Source organism: Klebsiella sp. CN_Kp106 (assembly GCF_040064575.1).
Classification (GTDB): Bacteria; Pseudomonadota; Gammaproteobacteria; order Enterobacterales; family Enterobacteriaceae; genus Klebsiella; species Klebsiella michiganensis.
The window spans coordinates 130,516-145,285 of record NZ_JBEAIG010000069.1 but is presented as its reverse complement, the minus strand read 5'-3'; the positions used below and the strand labels follow the sequence as shown (position 1 = coordinate 145,285).

Here is a 14,770-nt window from a genome sequence, read left to right as displayed (position 1 = left end):
ATGTGGTGGAAATTCAACGTATACCGTCATTGGCGGCGCTGAGCGACCGCCAATGACGTTGAGCATCAGGAAGAGGGCAGGTCGCCCTGCGTATTAAGCTGGCGCTTCCGCCAGTACCGCAGCAGCGGAGGGACAACAATCACCGCGATGGCCAGAAACAGAAGCGTTTTCGTTACGCCGCTTTGCCACAGAATCGCAACGTTGCCGTTGCTGATGGACAGCGCGCGGCGCAGGTTCTGCTCCAGCATCTCTCCCAGCACAAACCCTAAGATCAGCGGCGACATCGGGAAGTGCATTTTACGCATAATGTAGCCCAGCACTCCCAGCCCAACCATCAACAGCAGGTCGAAGGTGGTGCTGTGCACCGCGTAGACGCCGACCGCGGACACGGCGGCGATGGCCGGGGCCAGAAACCATAGCGGAATCGTCAGCATGCGGGTGAACAGGCCGATCAGCGGAATGTTCATAATCAGCAGCATCACGTTGGCGATGAGCAGCGCGGCAATTAACCCCCAGACGATATCCGGCTGTTCGGTAAACATCGCCGGTCCCGGCGTGATGTTGTAGAGGGTCAGGGCGCCCATCATCACCGCGGTGGTCCCGGAGCCGGGGACGCCGAGCGTGAGCATCGGAATAAACGAGCCGCAGGCGGAGGCGTTGTTCGCCGCTTCCGGCGCCGCGACGCCGCGAATATCGCCCTTGCCGAAGGTAGCGCTATTGCCGCTGAGCTTTTTCTCGGTCATATAGGTGATGGCGCTGGCAATGGTCGCCCCTGCGCCCGGCAGAATGCCGACAAAGAAACCCACCACCGATGAGCGCAGGGTCGCGCCCACGCACTGGCCCGCCTCTTTGGCGTTAAACAGCATGCGTCCGGTTTTCCGTACCAGCTTCTGCCCGCCGCTGGTGCTCTCCAGCATCAGCAAAATCTCCGAAACCGAAAAGAGCCCAATCACCACCACGATAAACTGCACGCCGTCGGAAAGATGAACGCTGTCGAACGTGAAGCGGTACACGCCGGTATTGGCATCAACGCCCACCGTCGCCAGCCCCAAGCCGATTAACGCGGCGAGAAATGACTTCAGCGGATTTTCCGCCATCATGCTGCCAAGGCAGGCGATGGCAAAAATCATCAGGGCGAAATATTCCGCCGGGCCGAACGCCAGCGACCACTGCGCCAGCACCGGGGCGAACAGGATGATCCCGCCGATAGCGATCGTTGAACCAACAAAGGAGCTCACGGCAGAGATCGACAGCGCTACGCCGCCGCGTCCCTGCTGCGCCATCGGATAACCGTCGAGAGCGGTCATAATGGCGGCGGCATCACCGGGTACGTTAAGCAGGATAGACGAAATGCGCCCGCCGTATTCACAACCAATATAGACCGTAGCCAGCAGGATTAGCGCTGATTCCGCGGGCAGGTGCAGAGCAAAGGCCAGCGGCAGTAAGATCGCGACACCGTTAATCGGACCCAGACCCGGCAGGAGACCGACGATAGTGCCAACAAAGCAGCCAATTAGCGCGATGGTCAGGTTGCCCGGCGTCATGGCAACGGCGAAGCCCTGCGATAAATAAATCCAGATATCCATAACCTTCTCCGTTAACTCAACCAGATGCCGAGCGGCAGGGTGACATCAAGCAGGGCGTCAAAGACGTACCACAGCGCGATGCCCATCGCGACGCCGGCTATCCCGGCGGCGGGCAGGGTGGCGCCAAACAGCAGGCCAAACGCGGCGGTCAGCAGCGCGGTGGCCAGAGGAAAACCCAGCCATTCAAAACCCCACGCATAGATCCCCAGCGCAACCACCATGGTTAATAGTCGTTGTAAAACCCGGCGCCCGGGCCACGTGATGGCGTCGGGCCGACGCAGAAGCAGCAAAACAGAGCACGCCAGCATCAGGCCGATAATGCCGACCGGGAAAGGGCGTGGGCCGACGGGCTCATAGGCGTATTCGCTGTGAATTTGCCAGGCGATAAACATTCCACCCGCGCAGAGCAGCAGCCACACTCCGGCAAAAATACGATCGCTCATCGCAACCTCCGTAAATTATTTGGCCAGGCCAAAGGATTTCGCCTGCAGGCGATACGCTTCCACCTGTTGTTTAACGTAGGCGTCCAGTTCCTTACCGTTCATGTTGAATTCGAACAGGCCGCGTAGCTCGCGCTGCTTTTTGAACGCGTCGGTCTGCTGCAATTTCGTGAACTCATCCACCCACCACTGATAGTCGGCGTCGCTGACTTTCGGACCCACGAAGAAGCCGCGAATAATCGGCCAGACCAGGTCATAGCCCTGCTCTTTGGCGGTCGGCACATCGGCGAGGTCACCCGGCAGCCTTTCGTTAGCGAACACCGCCAGCACGCGGATTTTATTGCCCTGGAGATAAGGCACCATTTCGCTGAGATCGCCGGAGACCGCCTGTACGTGATTGCCCAGCAGTGCGGTGACCGGTTCGCCGCCGCCCTCAAACGCCACGTAGCGCATTTTGTGCGGATCGACGTTGGCTTTTTGCGCCAGCAGCGCCGCTTTCATCCAGTCCTGGCTACCAATGGAGGCGCCGGCGCCGATGACGATACTGGCGGGATTTTTTTCCATCGCCGCCATAAACGACGGCAGGTCTTTCCACGGCGAGTCGGTGCGGACGGCGATCATGCCGTAATCGGTGCCGACGCTGGCCAGCCAGCGCACATCATCCACGCCGTAGCGGCCAAACTTGCCCTGCGCCAGGTTGAGCAGCGAGCCGCCGGAGAACGCGACTACGGTACCGGGTTCGCCGGGGCGCTGGGCGACGATCGCGTTGTAGGCCACAGCGCCTACGCCGCCGGGCATGTAGGTGACGCGCATCGGTTTTTCGATGGCGCCGGTTTCCATCAGGCTGACCTGGATCAGCTTGCAGGTGAGGTCGAAGCCGCCGCCGGGCTTGGCGGGCGCGATACATTCGGTACGGGAAGGCGCCTCGGCGGCCAGGGCAGAGGCGGTTAAAAGGCATAATGCAATGGCGCCAGCACGGCGCAGGAATGGCATATTCATAAGCTTCCTCAGTCAGATACAGGAGACGTTTTTTTAATTATGTGAACCGGCATGTGGCTATTCGGTTGCGTGATTGTTAAAACAATTACCTTTCATTTCCCTTTCAATGCGGCAGCAACTTTTCAGGATGTGATATGCGTCTCTTACTGGCAGAAGATAACCGTGAGCTGGCTCACTGGCTGGAGAAAGCGCTGGTGCAGGGCGGGTTTGCCGTGGACTGCGTATTGGATGGTCGCGCGGCCGATCATCTGCTGCAAAGCGAAAAATATGCGCTGGCGGTGCTGGATATTGGCATGCCGGGACTCGACGGTCTGGAGGTGGTGCAGCGCCTGCGAAAGCGCGGGCAGACCCTTCCCGTCTTGCTACTCACTGCCCGCAGCGCGGTGGCGGATCGGGTTAAAGGGCTGAACGTCGGCGCCGATGACTATTTGCCGAAACCTTTTGAGCTTGAAGAGCTGGATGCCAGGCTGCGCGCGCTGCTGCGGCGTAGCGAAGGCCAGGTGCATGAGGTTCAGCAGATCGGCGCGCTGGAATATCGCGATGAAGGCTATTTTTTACTCTGCGGACAAACGCTGTCGTTGACGCCGCGCGAGCAGGCGCTGCTGACGGTGCTGATGTTTCGCCGTACGCGGCCGGTGTCGCGCCAGCAGCTGTTTGAACAGGTTTTCAGCCTGAACGATGACGTCAGCCCGGAAAGCATCGAGCTGTATATCCATCGTCTGCGTAAGAAACTTCAGGAGAGCAACGTGCGTATCGTGACCCTGCGCGGCCTGGGCTACGTGCTGGAGCTCGCTCATGAGGTGGGGTAAACCGCAGTCGTTATTCGCTCAACTGTTGCTGTTTCTCGGCCTGCCGCTGGTTTTGCTATGGGGGCTGTCGGCGTTCAATAGCTACGTCAGCGCTCTGCAGGCGGCGACCCAGGCTTACGATCGCACGCTGCTTTCATCCGCCCGCACGGTGGCGGAACGCCTGGTGGTTCGCCGCGGTAGGCTGGAGGTGAATGTCCCCTGGGTGGTGCTGGACAGCTTCGAGCTGAATATGAACGATCGGCTGTACTATAAGATACTCGATCCCGAGAAGCGGGTGATTTCCGGTTTTGACGACCTGCCATCGATGCCGCCATCGACCTCTCGAACCGAGCTCTATCCGGCGCTGGCGTGGTTTTATCATACTGAATATCGCGGTCAGGCCATCCGCGTGGCGCGCCTGCTGCAGCCGGTTAACGAAGGCGGCGTTGTCGGCATGGCGGAAATCTACATCGCCGAAACGCTGCAGTCGCGGCGCTGGCTGGCGGGACAGCTACTGTTTTCATCATGGATCTCGCAGGGGCTATTAGTGCTGTTGACGCTGGTGCTCACCGGCTGGCTGCTGCGCCGCGTGCTGCGGCCGATGCGCCGGCTTTCGGCGCTCATGGTGCGGCGCGAACCCGGCCTGCTGACGCCGCTGCCGGAGCTGCTGCCGTGGTCGGAAACCCGTCTGCTGATCGTGGCCTTTAACCGCTATATCGACCGGTTACGGGTGATGATCTCCCGCCAGGAGCGCTTTAGCGCCGACGCGTCGCATCAGCTCAAAACGCCGTTAGCGGTGTTGAAAACGCAGGCCTCAGTGGCGCTGGCGAGCGGCGATCCCCGGCTGTGGCGAGAGAGCCTGGAGGCGATGAGCGGCACGCTTGACAGTACTATTCTGCTTACCGAACGCCTGCTGCAGCTGGCTACCATCAAACGGAAAGAGCAGAGCGAACACGCGTTCCCGCCGGTGGACCTGCATGAGATCGTCCACAACAGCTGTTTTTCGCGTCTTCAGCAGGCGCGGAGCAAGGCTATCGATCTCGGCTATGAGGGGGAACCCTCGACGGTGACCATTGCCGGCGATGGCGTGTTGTTGAGCGAGCTGTGCGCGAATCTGCTGGATAACGCGATTCGCTATACGCCGCAGGGCGGTATCGTCACGGTCAGCCTGCATCGTGACGGAGAGGCGGTGCTGCTGGACGTCGAAGACAGCGGGCCGGGGATCGATGATGCGCAGATTCAGCAGGCGCTCATGCCGTTCCATCGTCTGGAAAACGTGGGTGACAACCCCGGCGCCGGGCTTGGACTGGCGCTGGTCAGCGATATTGCGCGCCTGCACCGCAGCCATCCGCAGCTGCTGCGTAGCGAAACGCTGGGCGGGCTGAAGGTCAGACTGCGCTTTTTGACCGTGGGTTCAGAGTAGGCCTTTCAGGGTGAGCGTCCTGCGGGTCGCCGCGTTCAAATCATAGTGGGGAAGATCTTCTGCCTTCACCCAGGCGTAGTCCTGAAACTCCTCGTTGATCGTCACTTCGCGATTGGCGCTGATGCAGTCGAAGATCAGGTAAATCATATAAATCTCTTCCCGGCGGCCATCGGCGTAGGTTTTAACCCGGATATCGTCGCTAAAGGTCCACGGCGTAATCTGGGTCAGCTGCAGTTTTTCGCCCAGCTCCTCGCGAATTTCTCGCCGCAGCGCCTCTTCAATGCGCTCGCCTGGCTCGACGCCGCCGCCGGAGAGCGCCCACTGGCCGGGAAATACGCCGCGATCGTCGGCCATTTTGCACAGCAGATAGTGGTCTTCATGTTGAATGAGCGGGCAGACGATAGTCCTTTGACGCATGATTTCTCCTTACTGATGACAGGGATAACTAACGGGAAGGCCCAGTTTGCGAGCCGCCTCGGCAAACCGCAAGCGAAAACGCGCGGCGAACGCGTGCGGTGGTAGGGTGAGCGTAGGTTAACGGGTCAGGGGCCATCATGGAACAGATAGCAAGCCACTCACCGCACGATGCGGTGTTTAAACACCTTTTGTCCCAACGGGCAACGGCGCGCGATTTTTTGTCTATTCATTTTCCGAAGCATTTGCGGGAACAGTGCGATCTGCGAACGCTGCAGCTGGAATCCGGCAGTTTTATTGAAGAGGACCTACGCGCAAGCCATTCGGATATTCTTTATTCGCTAAAAACCCAGCACGGAGAGGGGTACATCTACATTCTTATAGAGCATCAAAGCTCTCCCGACAGGCATATGGCGTTTCGCCTGATGCGATACGCCATCGCGGCCATGCAGCGCCACCTTGATAAAGGGCATCATCAGCTGCCGCTGGTTATTCCTCTGCTATTTTATCACGGCAGGATCGCTCCTTACCCGTACTCGACGCGCTGGCTGGATGATTTCCCTCAGCCAGAGGTGGCCGAGCGGCTGTATAGCCAGCGTTTTCCACTGATAGACGTCACGGTGATTCCTGACGATCGGCTTGTGCAGCACCGCCGTGTCGCTATGCTGGAACTGCTGCAAAAACATATCCGCCAGCGGGATTTGATGGACATTTCTGAGCAACTGGTCAGGATATTATCCTTGGGATACACTACGCGTCGGCAGTTTAAAACTTTGCTGAATTATATGCTTCAGGCGGGCAACGCCGCCGATCCGGTGGCCTTTTTACGCAAGCTCGCGCAAAAGACGCCACTCAAGCCGCATAAGGAGACGCTGATGAATATTGCTCATTTTCTGGAAGAGCGTGGCCGTAAAGAGGGGGTCCTTCAGGGAATGAAGGCGGGGATAGAAAAAGGTTTACGAAAGGGTCGACAGGAAGGCCGGAATGAAGGCCGACAAGAAGGCCGGCATCAAGGACAGCAGGAGGCGACGCAACGCATTGCTCAGGCGATGCTGGATGATGGGCTTGAGCCCTCTCAGGTCGCAAAGCTAACCGGTTTGTCGCTGCGGCAGCTCGCCAAGCTTCAGCACTAAGCGCGTTTAAAAACCGTAAAATGGCAGCCGCAAGGGCTGCCATCAGCATTACTCTCCGTGCTTTAAGGCTTTCAGCGCCGCAGCCACGCCCGCGCCGTAGTCGGGGTGGGCTTCACTGAACAGGCCAATTTGTCGCTGCTGAATAAACTCAGGGACATCCCGCATATCATTGGCGATACGCTGGAACATACGCTGATGTTCATCTTCGCTTAATAGCTCAAACAGCCTGCGCGGCTGGCTGAAGTAGTCGTTATCTTCCCGATGATTCCAGTGGGCCGCCGCGCCTTCAAGGCTTAAAGGCGGCTCGCTAAAGTCCGGCTGTTCCTGAAACGCGCCAAAGCTGTTGGGTTCATAGGTGACGCCGTTGCCGCTATTGCCGTCAACGCGCATCGCGCCGTCGCGGTGGTAGTTATGGAACGGGCAGCGCGGCGCATTGACCGGAATTTGATGATGGTTGACGCCCAGACGATAGCGCTGGGTATCGCCGTAGGAGAACAGCCGTCCCTGCAGCATGCGATCCGGAGAGAAGCCGATCCCGGGCACCACGTTGGCCGGATTCATCGCGACCTGCTCAACTTCTGCGAAGTAGTTGTCCGGGTTGCGGTTGAGCTCCAGCACGCCGACTTCCATCAGCGGATAATCAGCGTGCGGCCAGATTTTGGTCAGATCGAAGGGGTTATAAGGGACCCGGCTGGCGTCCGCTTCCGGCATGATCTGCACGTAGAAGGTCCAGCGCGGGAAATCGCCTTTTTCAATCGATTCATAGAGATCGCGCTGCGAACTCTCGCGGTCCTCTGCCACCAGGCGTTTCGCTTCATCATCCATCAGGTTGGCGATCCCCTGCTGGGATTTGAAGTGGAATTTCACCCAAAAACGTTCGTTATCGGCATTAATAAAGCTGAACGCGTGGCTGCCGAAACCGTGCATATGGCGATAGGAACGCGGGAGGCCGCGGTCGCTGAAATCAATCGTTAACTGATGCAGCGTTTCCGGCAGCAGGGAGAAAAAGTCCCATTTCCAGGTGGGGTTACGCAGGTTGGTGCGCGGGTCGCGCTTCACGACGTGGTTAAGGTCGGGAAACTTCAGCGGGTCGCGAAGGTAGAAAATGGGCGTATTGTTGCCCACCAGATCCCAGTTGCCTTCTTCGGTATAAAACTTGATCGAGAAACCGCGAATATCGCGCTCGGCGTCAGCGGCGCCGCGTTCTCCGGCGACGGTTGAGAAGCGCAGGAACAGATCGGTGGTTTTACCGATTTCGGCAAACAGTTTTGCGCGGGTATAGCGGGTGATATCGCGGGTAATGGTCAGTTTACCGTAAGCGCCGGAGCCTTTAGCGTGCATTCGGCGTTCCGGGATAACCTCACGGTCGAAGTGGGCCAGTTTTTCCAGAAACCAGACATCCTGCAGCAGCATCGGGCCGCGCGGGCCTGCGGTGACGACATTATTATTATCGACAACCGGGGCGCCGGCGGCGGTGGTTAATCCTTTTTTGCTCATCTTTATCTCCTGACAAAGTTTTATGTAACTTATTCATCTCTTTGCGACGACGAAATAAGCTGGAGCCTATTTGTATAATAAAGGCTGAGTCCCAGCAATTTGACCCTGACTATTGAATTGATATCTGAGACCGTTAACAAGGCTCCCGAAGCAACTGGTTACAATCACGCGGTAAAAGCGCGCTATAACGCATTGATTCCTTAAAACGGAGCAGTACAATTTCGCGGTTTTTTGGGATTTTCTTATTATTATTTTCTGGATAGATAAAAATGAAAAAAAGCATATTTATGGCCCTGGCCGGCATGATGTTCGTCTCGACGGCGGCAAATGCGATCAGCGTCAGCGGGCAGGCCGGCGAGCACTACACTAACCTTGGCGTCGGATTCGGTACGGAATCGACCGGCCTGGCGGTAACCGGCAACTGGCTGCACAATGATGACGACGGCGATGCGGCGGGGCTAGGATTGGGCCTGAACATTCCCCTGGGGCCATTCCTGGCCACCGTGGGCGGAAAAGGCGTTTACACCAACCCGAACAATGGCGATGAAGGCTACGCGGCGGCGGTTGGCGGCGGTCTGCAGTGGAAAATCGGCGACAGCTTCCGCCTGTTCGGCGAATACTATTACTCTCCCGATTCACTCTCCAGCGGTATCGACAGCTATCAGGAAGCCAATGCCGGCGCGCGCTTTACCATTATGCGCCCTCTGAGCATCGAAGCCGGTTACCGCTACCTTAACCTGGCGGGTAAAGACGGCAACCGCGATAACGCGGTCGCGGACGGTCCGTACGTCGGCGTCAACGCCAGCTTCTAATCTCTCCGGCGCGGTATTCCGCCGCGCCTGATTTTCAGGCTTTTTCACCAGCCGCTTTGCGATATAGTATTTCTACTTATCAGGCTGGAGTTCACAATGTTAAACGTGGAAATGCTGTCCACCGGCGATGAAGTGCTGCATGGGCAAATCATCGACACCAATGCCGCGTGGCTGGCGGATTTCTTTTTTAATCAAGGATTACCCTTAAAGCGTCGCCATACCGTGGGTGACGACCTCGACTCCCTGGTGGCGATTTTACGCGAGCGCAGCGAACACGCTGACGTGCTGATCGTTAACGGCGGCCTGGGGCCGACCAGCGACGATTTGAGCGCGCTGGCCGCGGCGACGGCCAAAGGCGAAGGGTTAATTCTGCACGAAGATTGGCTGGAAACCATGACCCGTTTCTTTGCCGAGCGCGGAAGACCCATGGCCGCCAGCAATCGTAAACAGGCGGAAATTCCCCAAAGCGCCGAGATGATCAACAACCCGGTCGGGACCGCATGCGGTTTTGCCGTGCAGCTAAACCGCTGCCTGATGTTTTTTACTCCCGGCGTGCCTTCCGAATTTAAGGTGATGGTTGAACAGGAAATCTTACCGCGCCTGCGCGAACGTTTCCCGCTATCCGCTGCGCCGCTGTGTTTGCGCCTGACCACCTTCGGCCGTTCCGAAAGCGAACTGGCGCAGAACCTCGACCATCTGCAGCTGCCACCGGGCGTCGTGATGGGCTATCGCTCCTCAATGCCGATTATCGAACTGAAGCTGACCGGGCCTGCCGAACAGCGCGAGGCGATGCTGGCGCTGTGGCCGGAAGTGCAGAAGGTGGCCGGAGAGAGCATGATTTTCGAAGGTACCGAAGGCCTGCCTGCGCAGATCGCCCGTCGCCTGCAGCAGCGTCAGCTAAGCCTGACGCTGAGTGAGCAGTTTACCGGTGGTCTGCTGGCGCTACAGCTTTCTCGCGTCAACGCTCCGCTGTTGGCCAGCGAAGTCATTCCGGCGCAGGAGGAGACCCTGGCGCAGTCTGCGCGCTGGGCGGCGGAACGGCGCGAAAAACACTTTGCCGGCCTGGCGCTGGCGGTGAGTGGTCAGGAGAGCGATCACCTGAACTTTGCGCTTTCCACGCCGGACGGCACCCACGCGCTGCGGGTGAAATTCACCACCAACCGCCACAGCCTCCAGGTGCGTCAGGAAGTGTGCGCGATGATGGCCCTCAACATGCTGCGCCGCTGGCTGAACGGCCAGCCGGTGGCCGGTGAACACGGCTGGATTAACGTCGTCGAATCTCTCTCAGCGTAAACCCACCTCCGCGTCGGGAGCCCCTCCCGGCGCGCGATGAGTCCAGCCTGTTGTACTAGCTTTAAAAAATTCTGTGCCCTATCTCGCATTTTTCTCCCTCTGAACGTCCACCCGGCTGGAATAGCGTCGTCATTTGAAGTCGCTCACAATTTACACGCCCGACAACCGCAACACTGATTCCAGTATTCAGGATTGGAGTCCAGTATGTTGGAATCAAGCAAAGTCCCGGCGCTGACCCGCGCCATTGATATTCTCAATCTGATCGCCCGCATCGGCCCCTGCAGCGCGGCGACCATTATTGACGAACTGGGTATTCCGAAAAGCACCGCCTATCTGCTGCTGGGAGAGCTGAAAAAACAGCGCTTCCTCAGCATGGATAATCAGGATAACTACTGCCTGTGGACCAAGCTGGTTGAGCTGGCCGGGCAGGCGCTGAGCAAAATGGACCTGCGCGAACTGGCGCGCCCGCGCCTGACGCAGCTGATGGATCAGTGCGGGCTGCTCTGCCACCTGGGCATCATCGACAGCGGCAACGCCTACTACATTCTGAAGATTGAATCCCCGGCCACCATCAGCGTGCGTTCGCATGAAGGTAAGAGCCTGTCGTTGTATCGTTCCGGCATTGGTAAATGCCTGCTGGCCTGGCAGCCCGAGCGGGTTCAGGAGTCGATTATCAGCGAGCTGCAGTGGGAGCGGGCGACGCCAACCACCATCACCAGCGCCCAACAGCTTCGTGATGAACTGGGCCGTATTCGCGCCCGCGGCTGGAGCTTTGATAACGGCGAAGACTATCCCGACGTTCGCTGCGTGGCGGCGCCGGTTTTTAATGCCAATAACGAGCTGACCGCCGCCATTTCCGTGGTGGGTACCCGTCTGCAAATCAATGAAGACAATCGCGATTACCTCGCCGGTAGGGCGATTGCCTGCGCCAAAGATATTTCCCGTCTGCTGGGGTGGAAAAGCCCCTTCGAACAACAAGCCTCATAATAAGGAGAAGATCATGACCCTACCGAAAATTAAACACGTCCGCGCCTGGTTTATCGGCGGTGCTACCGCAGAGAAAGGCGCTGGCGGCGGCGATTATCATGACCAGGGGGCGAATCACTGGATTGACGATCATATCGCCACGCCGATGAGCAAATATAAACAGTATGAACAGTCCCGCCAGTCGTTTGGCATCAACGTTCTCGGCACGCTGATCGTTGAGGTCGAAGCCGAAAACGGGCAGACCGGCTTTGCGGTATCGACCGCGGGCGAGATGGGCTGCTTTATCGTGGAAAAACACCTCAACCGCTTTATCGAAGGCAAGTGCGTCAGCGATATCAAACTGATCCATGACCAGATGCTCAACGCCACCCTGTACTACTCCGGATCCGGCGGCCTGGTGATGAATACGATTTCCTGCGTCGACCTGGCGCTGTGGGATCTGTTCGGCAAAGTGGTGGGATTACCGGTATACAAACTGTTGGGCGGCGCGGTACGCGATGAAATTCAGTTCTACGCCACCGGGGCGCGTCCGGACCTGGCGAAAGAGATGGGCTTTATTGGCGGCAAGATGCCGACCCACTGGGGGCCGCACGATGGCGACGCGGGGATCCGCAAAGATGCCGCCATGGTGGCCGATATGCGCGAAAAGTGCGGCCCGGACTTTTGGCTGATGCTGGACTGCTGGATGAGCCAGGACGTTAACTACGCCACTAAACTGGCCCACGCCTGCGCGCCCTCTAATCTTAAGTGGATCGAAGAGTGCCTGCCGCCACAGCAGTATGAAGGCTATCGCGAGCTGAAACGCAATGCCCCGGCCGGCATGATGGTCACCAGCGGCGAGCACCACGGTACGCTGCAATCCTTCCGCACGCTGTCGGAAACCGGCATCGATATTATGCAGCCTGACGTGGGCTGGTGCGGCGGCCTGACCACGCTGGTGGAGATTGCGGCGATCGCCAAATCGCGCGGCCAGCTGGTGGTGCCGCACGGCTCGTCGGTCTATTCGCACCATGCGGTCATTACCTTTACCAACACGCCGTTCAGCGAGTTCCTGATGACCAGCCCGGACTGTTCAACGATGCGTCCGCAGTTTGACCCGATTCTGGTTGATGAGCCGGTACCGGTGAACGGGCGCATTCATAAAACCGTGCTGGACAAACCGGGCTTCGGAGTGGAGCTGAACCGCGACTGTAATCTAAAACGTCCTTATAGCCACTGATCCCGTCGTGCCGCACAGCGCAGATGTGCGGCCTATTGTTGAGGATATTACGATGAGCAACGCCTTGCTTGAGAGCGTGGTGAAGAAAAACCGCGCCCGTTTGATCCCCTTTATGCTGGCGCTGTACGTGCTGGCGTTTCTTGACCGTTCGAATATCGGCTTTGCCAAAGAGACCTATCAGCTGGATACCGGCCTGAGCAACGAAGCCTATGCGCTGGGAGCGGGGATTTTCTTTGTGGTCTACGCCTTTCTCGGGGTGCCCGCTAACCTGCTGATGCGCAAATTCGGCGCAAGAAAGTGGATCGGCTGCACCACCTTGCTGTGGGGGCTTCTCTCCGCGGCGATGGCGTGGGCGGATACCGAAGCGAAGTTTCTGCTGGTGCGCACCCTGCTGGGCGCCGCGGAAGCGGGTTTTTTCCCGGGCATGATCTACCTGACGTCCCAGTGGTTTCCGCAGCAGAACCGCGCCAGCATTATGGGGCTGTTTTATATGGGCGCGCCGCTGGCGCTGACCCTCGGGTCGCCGCTCTCCGGCGCGCTGCTGGAAATGCATGGTTTTATGGGGCATCCCGGCTGGTTCTGGATGTTTATCATTGAGGGGCTGCTGGCGGTCGGCGCGGGGTTCTTCACCTTCTTCTGGCTCGACGATACGCCGCAAAAGGCGCGCTTCCTGAGCGCTGCCGAAAAACAGGCGTTAATCAGCGAGCTGGCCAGCGAAGAGCAGAAAAAGGTGACCTCGCGTTTGTCCGATGCGCTGCGCAACGGCCGCGTCTGGCAGCTGGCGATTATCTATCTCACCATTCAGGTGGCGGTTTACGGCCTGATCTTCTTCCTGCCAACCCAGGTTGCCGCGCTGCTCGGCACCAAGGTGGGGTTCGTGGCGTCGGTGGTGACCGCGATCCCGTGGGTGGCGGCGCTGTTCGGTACCTGGCTGATTCCGCGCTACTCCGACCGCACCGGCGAGCGGCGTAATGTGGCGGCATTCACCCTGCTGGCGGCGGCAATTGGCATTGCGGTCTCCGGGCTGGTGTCGCCGGTGCTGGCGATTATCGCGCTGTGCGTTGCCGCCGTCGGCGTCATTGCCGTGCAGCCGGTCTTCTGGACCATGCCGACGCAGCTGTTGTCCGGTACGGCGCTGGCCGCTGGCATCGGCTTTGTGAACCTGTTCGGCGCTATCGGCGGGTTTCTGGCGCCCATTATCCGCGTCCAGGCTGAAACCATGTTCGCCAGTGATTCTGCCGGATTAGTGACGCTCGCCTGCGTGGCGATTGTCGGGGTGGTTATTATCTTTTCACTGCGCGTGAACCGCGCCGTGCCGCAGGCTGGCAGCGTACAGCATTAATGTAAGGGAGAACTATGAACGCAATTTTATCGAACCCATTTAAAGCGGGATTATTACAAGGGGAAGCGCAAATTGGCCTGTGGCTGAGCTCGACCTCTTCTTATATGGCTGAGATTGCCGCCACCTCGGGTTACGACTGGCTGCTGATTGACGGCGAACATGCGCCCAATACCATCCAGGATCTTTATCATCAGCTGCAGGCCATTGCGCCCTACGCCAGCCAGCCGGTCATTCGCCCGGTAGAGGGCAATCGCAGCCTGATTAAACAGGTGCTGGATATCGGCGCCAGAACGCTGCTGATCCCCATGGTCGATACCGCCGAACAGGCGCGGGAGATTGTCTCGGCTACCCGCTACCCGCCGCTAGGTACCCGCGGGGTGGGGGCCGGAGTGGCCCGCGCCGCGCGCTGGGGACGGGTCGAAAACTATATGGCGCAGGCCAACGATGAGCTGTGCCTGTTGATTCAGGTAGAGAGTAAAACGGCCCTCGATAATCTGGATGCGATCCTTGAAGTGGAGGGCATTGACGGCGTGTTTATCGGCCCGGCGGACCTGTCAGCCTCGCTGGGCTACCCGGATAACGCCGGTCATCCTGAAGTGCAGCGGGTTATTGAACAGAGCATCCGCCGCATTCGCGCGGCGGGTAAGGCGGCCGGATTCCTTGCCGTCGATCCGGAGATGGCGCACAAAGCGCTGGCGTGGGGGGCGAATTTTGTTGCCGTTGGCGTCGATACCAACCTTTACACCAGCGCGCTGGATAAACGGCTGGCGATGTTCAAGCCGATAGCCGAACAGGCGGAGGGAAAGGGGAGCTACTAGCCCCCCGGTGCTGGCGCTG

At 58.7% G+C, this 14,770-nt stretch carries 14 protein-coding genes; 9 read left to right on the top strand and 5 right to left on the bottom strand.

Features of this window, described 5'->3' with window-relative positions; genetic code table 11:
• Positions 1-65: 65 nt before the first annotated feature.
• From ABLU96_RS24115 to ABLU96_RS24105, 3 genes are read right to left on the bottom strand one after another with little or no spacing between them, the layout of a single operon-like run.
• Positions 66-1,586, bottom strand: a complete 1,521-nt coding sequence (locus ABLU96_RS24115) for a tripartite tricarboxylate transporter permease (RefSeq protein ID WP_014230236.1) — start codon at positions 1,584-1,586, stop codon at positions 66-68.
• A gap of 11 nt (positions 1,587-1,597) precedes the next feature.
• Positions 1,598-2,029, bottom strand: coding sequence for a tripartite tricarboxylate transporter TctB family protein (locus ABLU96_RS24110; protein WP_064404437.1), 432 nt, complete (start codon positions 2,027-2,029; stop codon positions 1,598-1,600).
• Between the two features lie 15 nt (positions 2,030-2,044).
• On the bottom strand, positions 2,045-3,019 hold the full coding sequence (locus ABLU96_RS24105) for a tripartite tricarboxylate transporter substrate binding protein (protein ID WP_170873299.1): 975 nt from the start codon (positions 3,017-3,019) through the stop codon (positions 2,045-2,047).
• Between the two features lie 140 nt (positions 3,020-3,159).
• Between ABLU96_RS24105 and tctD the strand changes: the two genes are divergently transcribed.
• Both tctD and ABLU96_RS24095 read left to right on the top strand, forming a co-directional pair.
• Positions 3,160-3,834, top strand: a complete 675-nt coding sequence (tctD, locus tag ABLU96_RS24100) for a transcriptional regulator TctD (protein WP_014230233.1) — start codon at positions 3,160-3,162, stop codon at positions 3,832-3,834.
• Complete coding sequence (locus ABLU96_RS24095) at positions 3,821-5,236, top strand: sensor histidine kinase (RefSeq protein WP_064404440.1); 1,416 nt, start codon at positions 3,821-3,823, stop codon at positions 5,234-5,236. Before tctD ends, ABLU96_RS24095 begins: the two co-directional genes overlap by 14 nt.
• Here ABLU96_RS24095 and nudI read toward each other — a convergent pair.
• Positions 5,228-5,653 (bottom strand): nucleoside triphosphatase NudI, encoded by a 426-nt coding sequence (gene nudI, locus ABLU96_RS24090; RefSeq protein ID WP_064404442.1) that lies wholly within the window; start codon positions 5,651-5,653, stop codon positions 5,228-5,230. The genes ABLU96_RS24095 and nudI overlap by 9 nt on opposite strands.
• A gap of 137 nt (positions 5,654-5,790) precedes the next feature.
• On the opposite strand from nudI, the gene ABLU96_RS24085 reads away from it, so the two are divergent.
• Positions 5,791-6,783, top strand: coding sequence for an Rpn family recombination-promoting nuclease/putative transposase (locus ABLU96_RS24085; RefSeq protein ID WP_348862868.1), 993 nt, complete (start codon positions 5,791-5,793; stop codon positions 6,781-6,783).
• A gap of 48 nt (positions 6,784-6,831) precedes the next feature.
• Here the strand turns inward: ABLU96_RS24085 and ABLU96_RS24080 are convergent, their stop codons facing one another.
• The gene (locus ABLU96_RS24080; protein ID WP_064407112.1) at positions 6,832-8,280 is read right to left on the bottom strand and encodes a catalase; all 1,449 of its coding nucleotides are present in this window, start codon (positions 8,278-8,280) and stop codon (positions 6,832-6,834) included.
• 269 nt (positions 8,281-8,549) lie between these two features.
• Here ABLU96_RS24080 and ABLU96_RS24075 point away from each other — a divergent pair, with 269 nt between their 5' ends.
• The 6 genes from ABLU96_RS24075 (at position 8,550) to yfaU (ending at position 14,751) form a co-directional block, all read left to right on the top strand.
• Positions 8,550-9,092 carry a YfaZ family outer membrane protein gene (locus ABLU96_RS24075; RefSeq protein ID WP_004123076.1) on the top strand — a complete coding sequence of 181 codons (543 nt, stop codon included), beginning with the start codon at positions 8,550-8,552 and terminating at the stop codon, positions 9,090-9,092.
• Between the two features lie 96 nt (positions 9,093-9,188).
• Entirely contained in the window at positions 9,189-10,385 is a 1,197-nt protein-coding gene (locus tag ABLU96_RS24070; RefSeq protein ID WP_348862866.1) for a nicotinamide mononucleotide deamidase-related protein YfaY, read from the top strand.
• A gap of 204 nt (positions 10,386-10,589) precedes the next feature.
• On the top strand, positions 10,590-11,372 hold the full coding sequence (locus tag ABLU96_RS24065; protein WP_004852774.1) for an IclR family transcriptional regulator: 783 nt from the start codon (positions 10,590-10,592) through the stop codon (positions 11,370-11,372).
• 13 nt (positions 11,373-11,385) lie between these two features.
• Positions 11,386-12,591, top strand: a complete 1,206-nt coding sequence (rhmD, locus tag ABLU96_RS24060) for an L-rhamnonate dehydratase (RefSeq protein WP_014839100.1) — start codon at positions 11,386-11,388, stop codon at positions 12,589-12,591.
• 52 nt (positions 12,592-12,643) lie between these two features.
• Positions 12,644-13,933, top strand: coding sequence for an MFS transporter (locus ABLU96_RS24055; protein WP_004852770.1), 1,290 nt, complete (start codon positions 12,644-12,646; stop codon positions 13,931-13,933).
• Between the two features lie 14 nt (positions 13,934-13,947).
• Positions 13,948-14,751: a 2-keto-3-deoxy-L-rhamnonate aldolase gene (gene yfaU / locus ABLU96_RS24050; RefSeq protein WP_025106698.1), complete on the top strand. Its 804-nt coding sequence runs from the start codon at positions 13,948-13,950 to the stop codon at positions 14,749-14,751.
• Positions 14,752-14,770: the final 19 nt, after the last annotated feature.

What these genes read in the sequence shown, in the direction of transcription:
- ABLU96_RS24115 (WP_014230236.1), bottom strand. Translation starts at nt 1,586, where the DNA reads ATGGATATCTGGATTTATTTATCGCAGGGCTTCGCCGTTGCCATGACG.
- ABLU96_RS24110 (WP_064404437.1), bottom strand. Translation starts at nt 2,029, where the DNA reads ATGAGCGATCGTATTTTTGCCGGAGTGTGGCTGCTGCTCTGCGCGGGT.
- ABLU96_RS24105 (WP_170873299.1), bottom strand. Translation starts at nt 3,019, where the DNA reads ATGCCATTCCTGCGCCGTGCTGGCGCCATTGCATTATGCCTTTTAACC.
- tctD (WP_014230233.1), top strand. Translation starts at nt 3,160, where the DNA reads ATGCGTCTCTTACTGGCAGAAGATAACCGTGAGCTGGCTCACTGGCTG.
- ABLU96_RS24095 (WP_064404440.1), top strand. Translation starts at nt 3,821, where the DNA reads ATGAGGTGGGGTAAACCGCAGTCGTTATTCGCTCAACTGTTGCTGTTT.
- nudI (WP_064404442.1), bottom strand. Translation starts at nt 5,653, where the DNA reads ATGCGTCAAAGGACTATCGTCTGCCCGCTCATTCAACATGAAGACCAC.
- ABLU96_RS24085 (WP_348862868.1), top strand. Translation starts at nt 5,791, where the DNA reads ATGGAACAGATAGCAAGCCACTCACCGCACGATGCGGTGTTTAAACAC.
- ABLU96_RS24080 (WP_064407112.1), bottom strand. Translation starts at nt 8,280, where the DNA reads ATGAGCAAAAAAGGATTAACCACCGCCGCCGGCGCCCCGGTTGTCGAT.
- ABLU96_RS24075 (WP_004123076.1), top strand. Translation starts at nt 8,550, where the DNA reads ATGAAAAAAAGCATATTTATGGCCCTGGCCGGCATGATGTTCGTCTCG.
- ABLU96_RS24070 (WP_348862866.1), top strand. Translation starts at nt 9,189, where the DNA reads ATGTTAAACGTGGAAATGCTGTCCACCGGCGATGAAGTGCTGCATGGG.
- ABLU96_RS24065 (WP_004852774.1), top strand. Translation starts at nt 10,590, where the DNA reads ATGTTGGAATCAAGCAAAGTCCCGGCGCTGACCCGCGCCATTGATATT.
- rhmD (WP_014839100.1), top strand. Translation starts at nt 11,386, where the DNA reads ATGACCCTACCGAAAATTAAACACGTCCGCGCCTGGTTTATCGGCGGT.
- ABLU96_RS24055 (WP_004852770.1), top strand. Translation starts at nt 12,644, where the DNA reads ATGAGCAACGCCTTGCTTGAGAGCGTGGTGAAGAAAAACCGCGCCCGT.
- yfaU (WP_025106698.1), top strand. Translation starts at nt 13,948, where the DNA reads ATGAACGCAATTTTATCGAACCCATTTAAAGCGGGATTATTACAAGGG.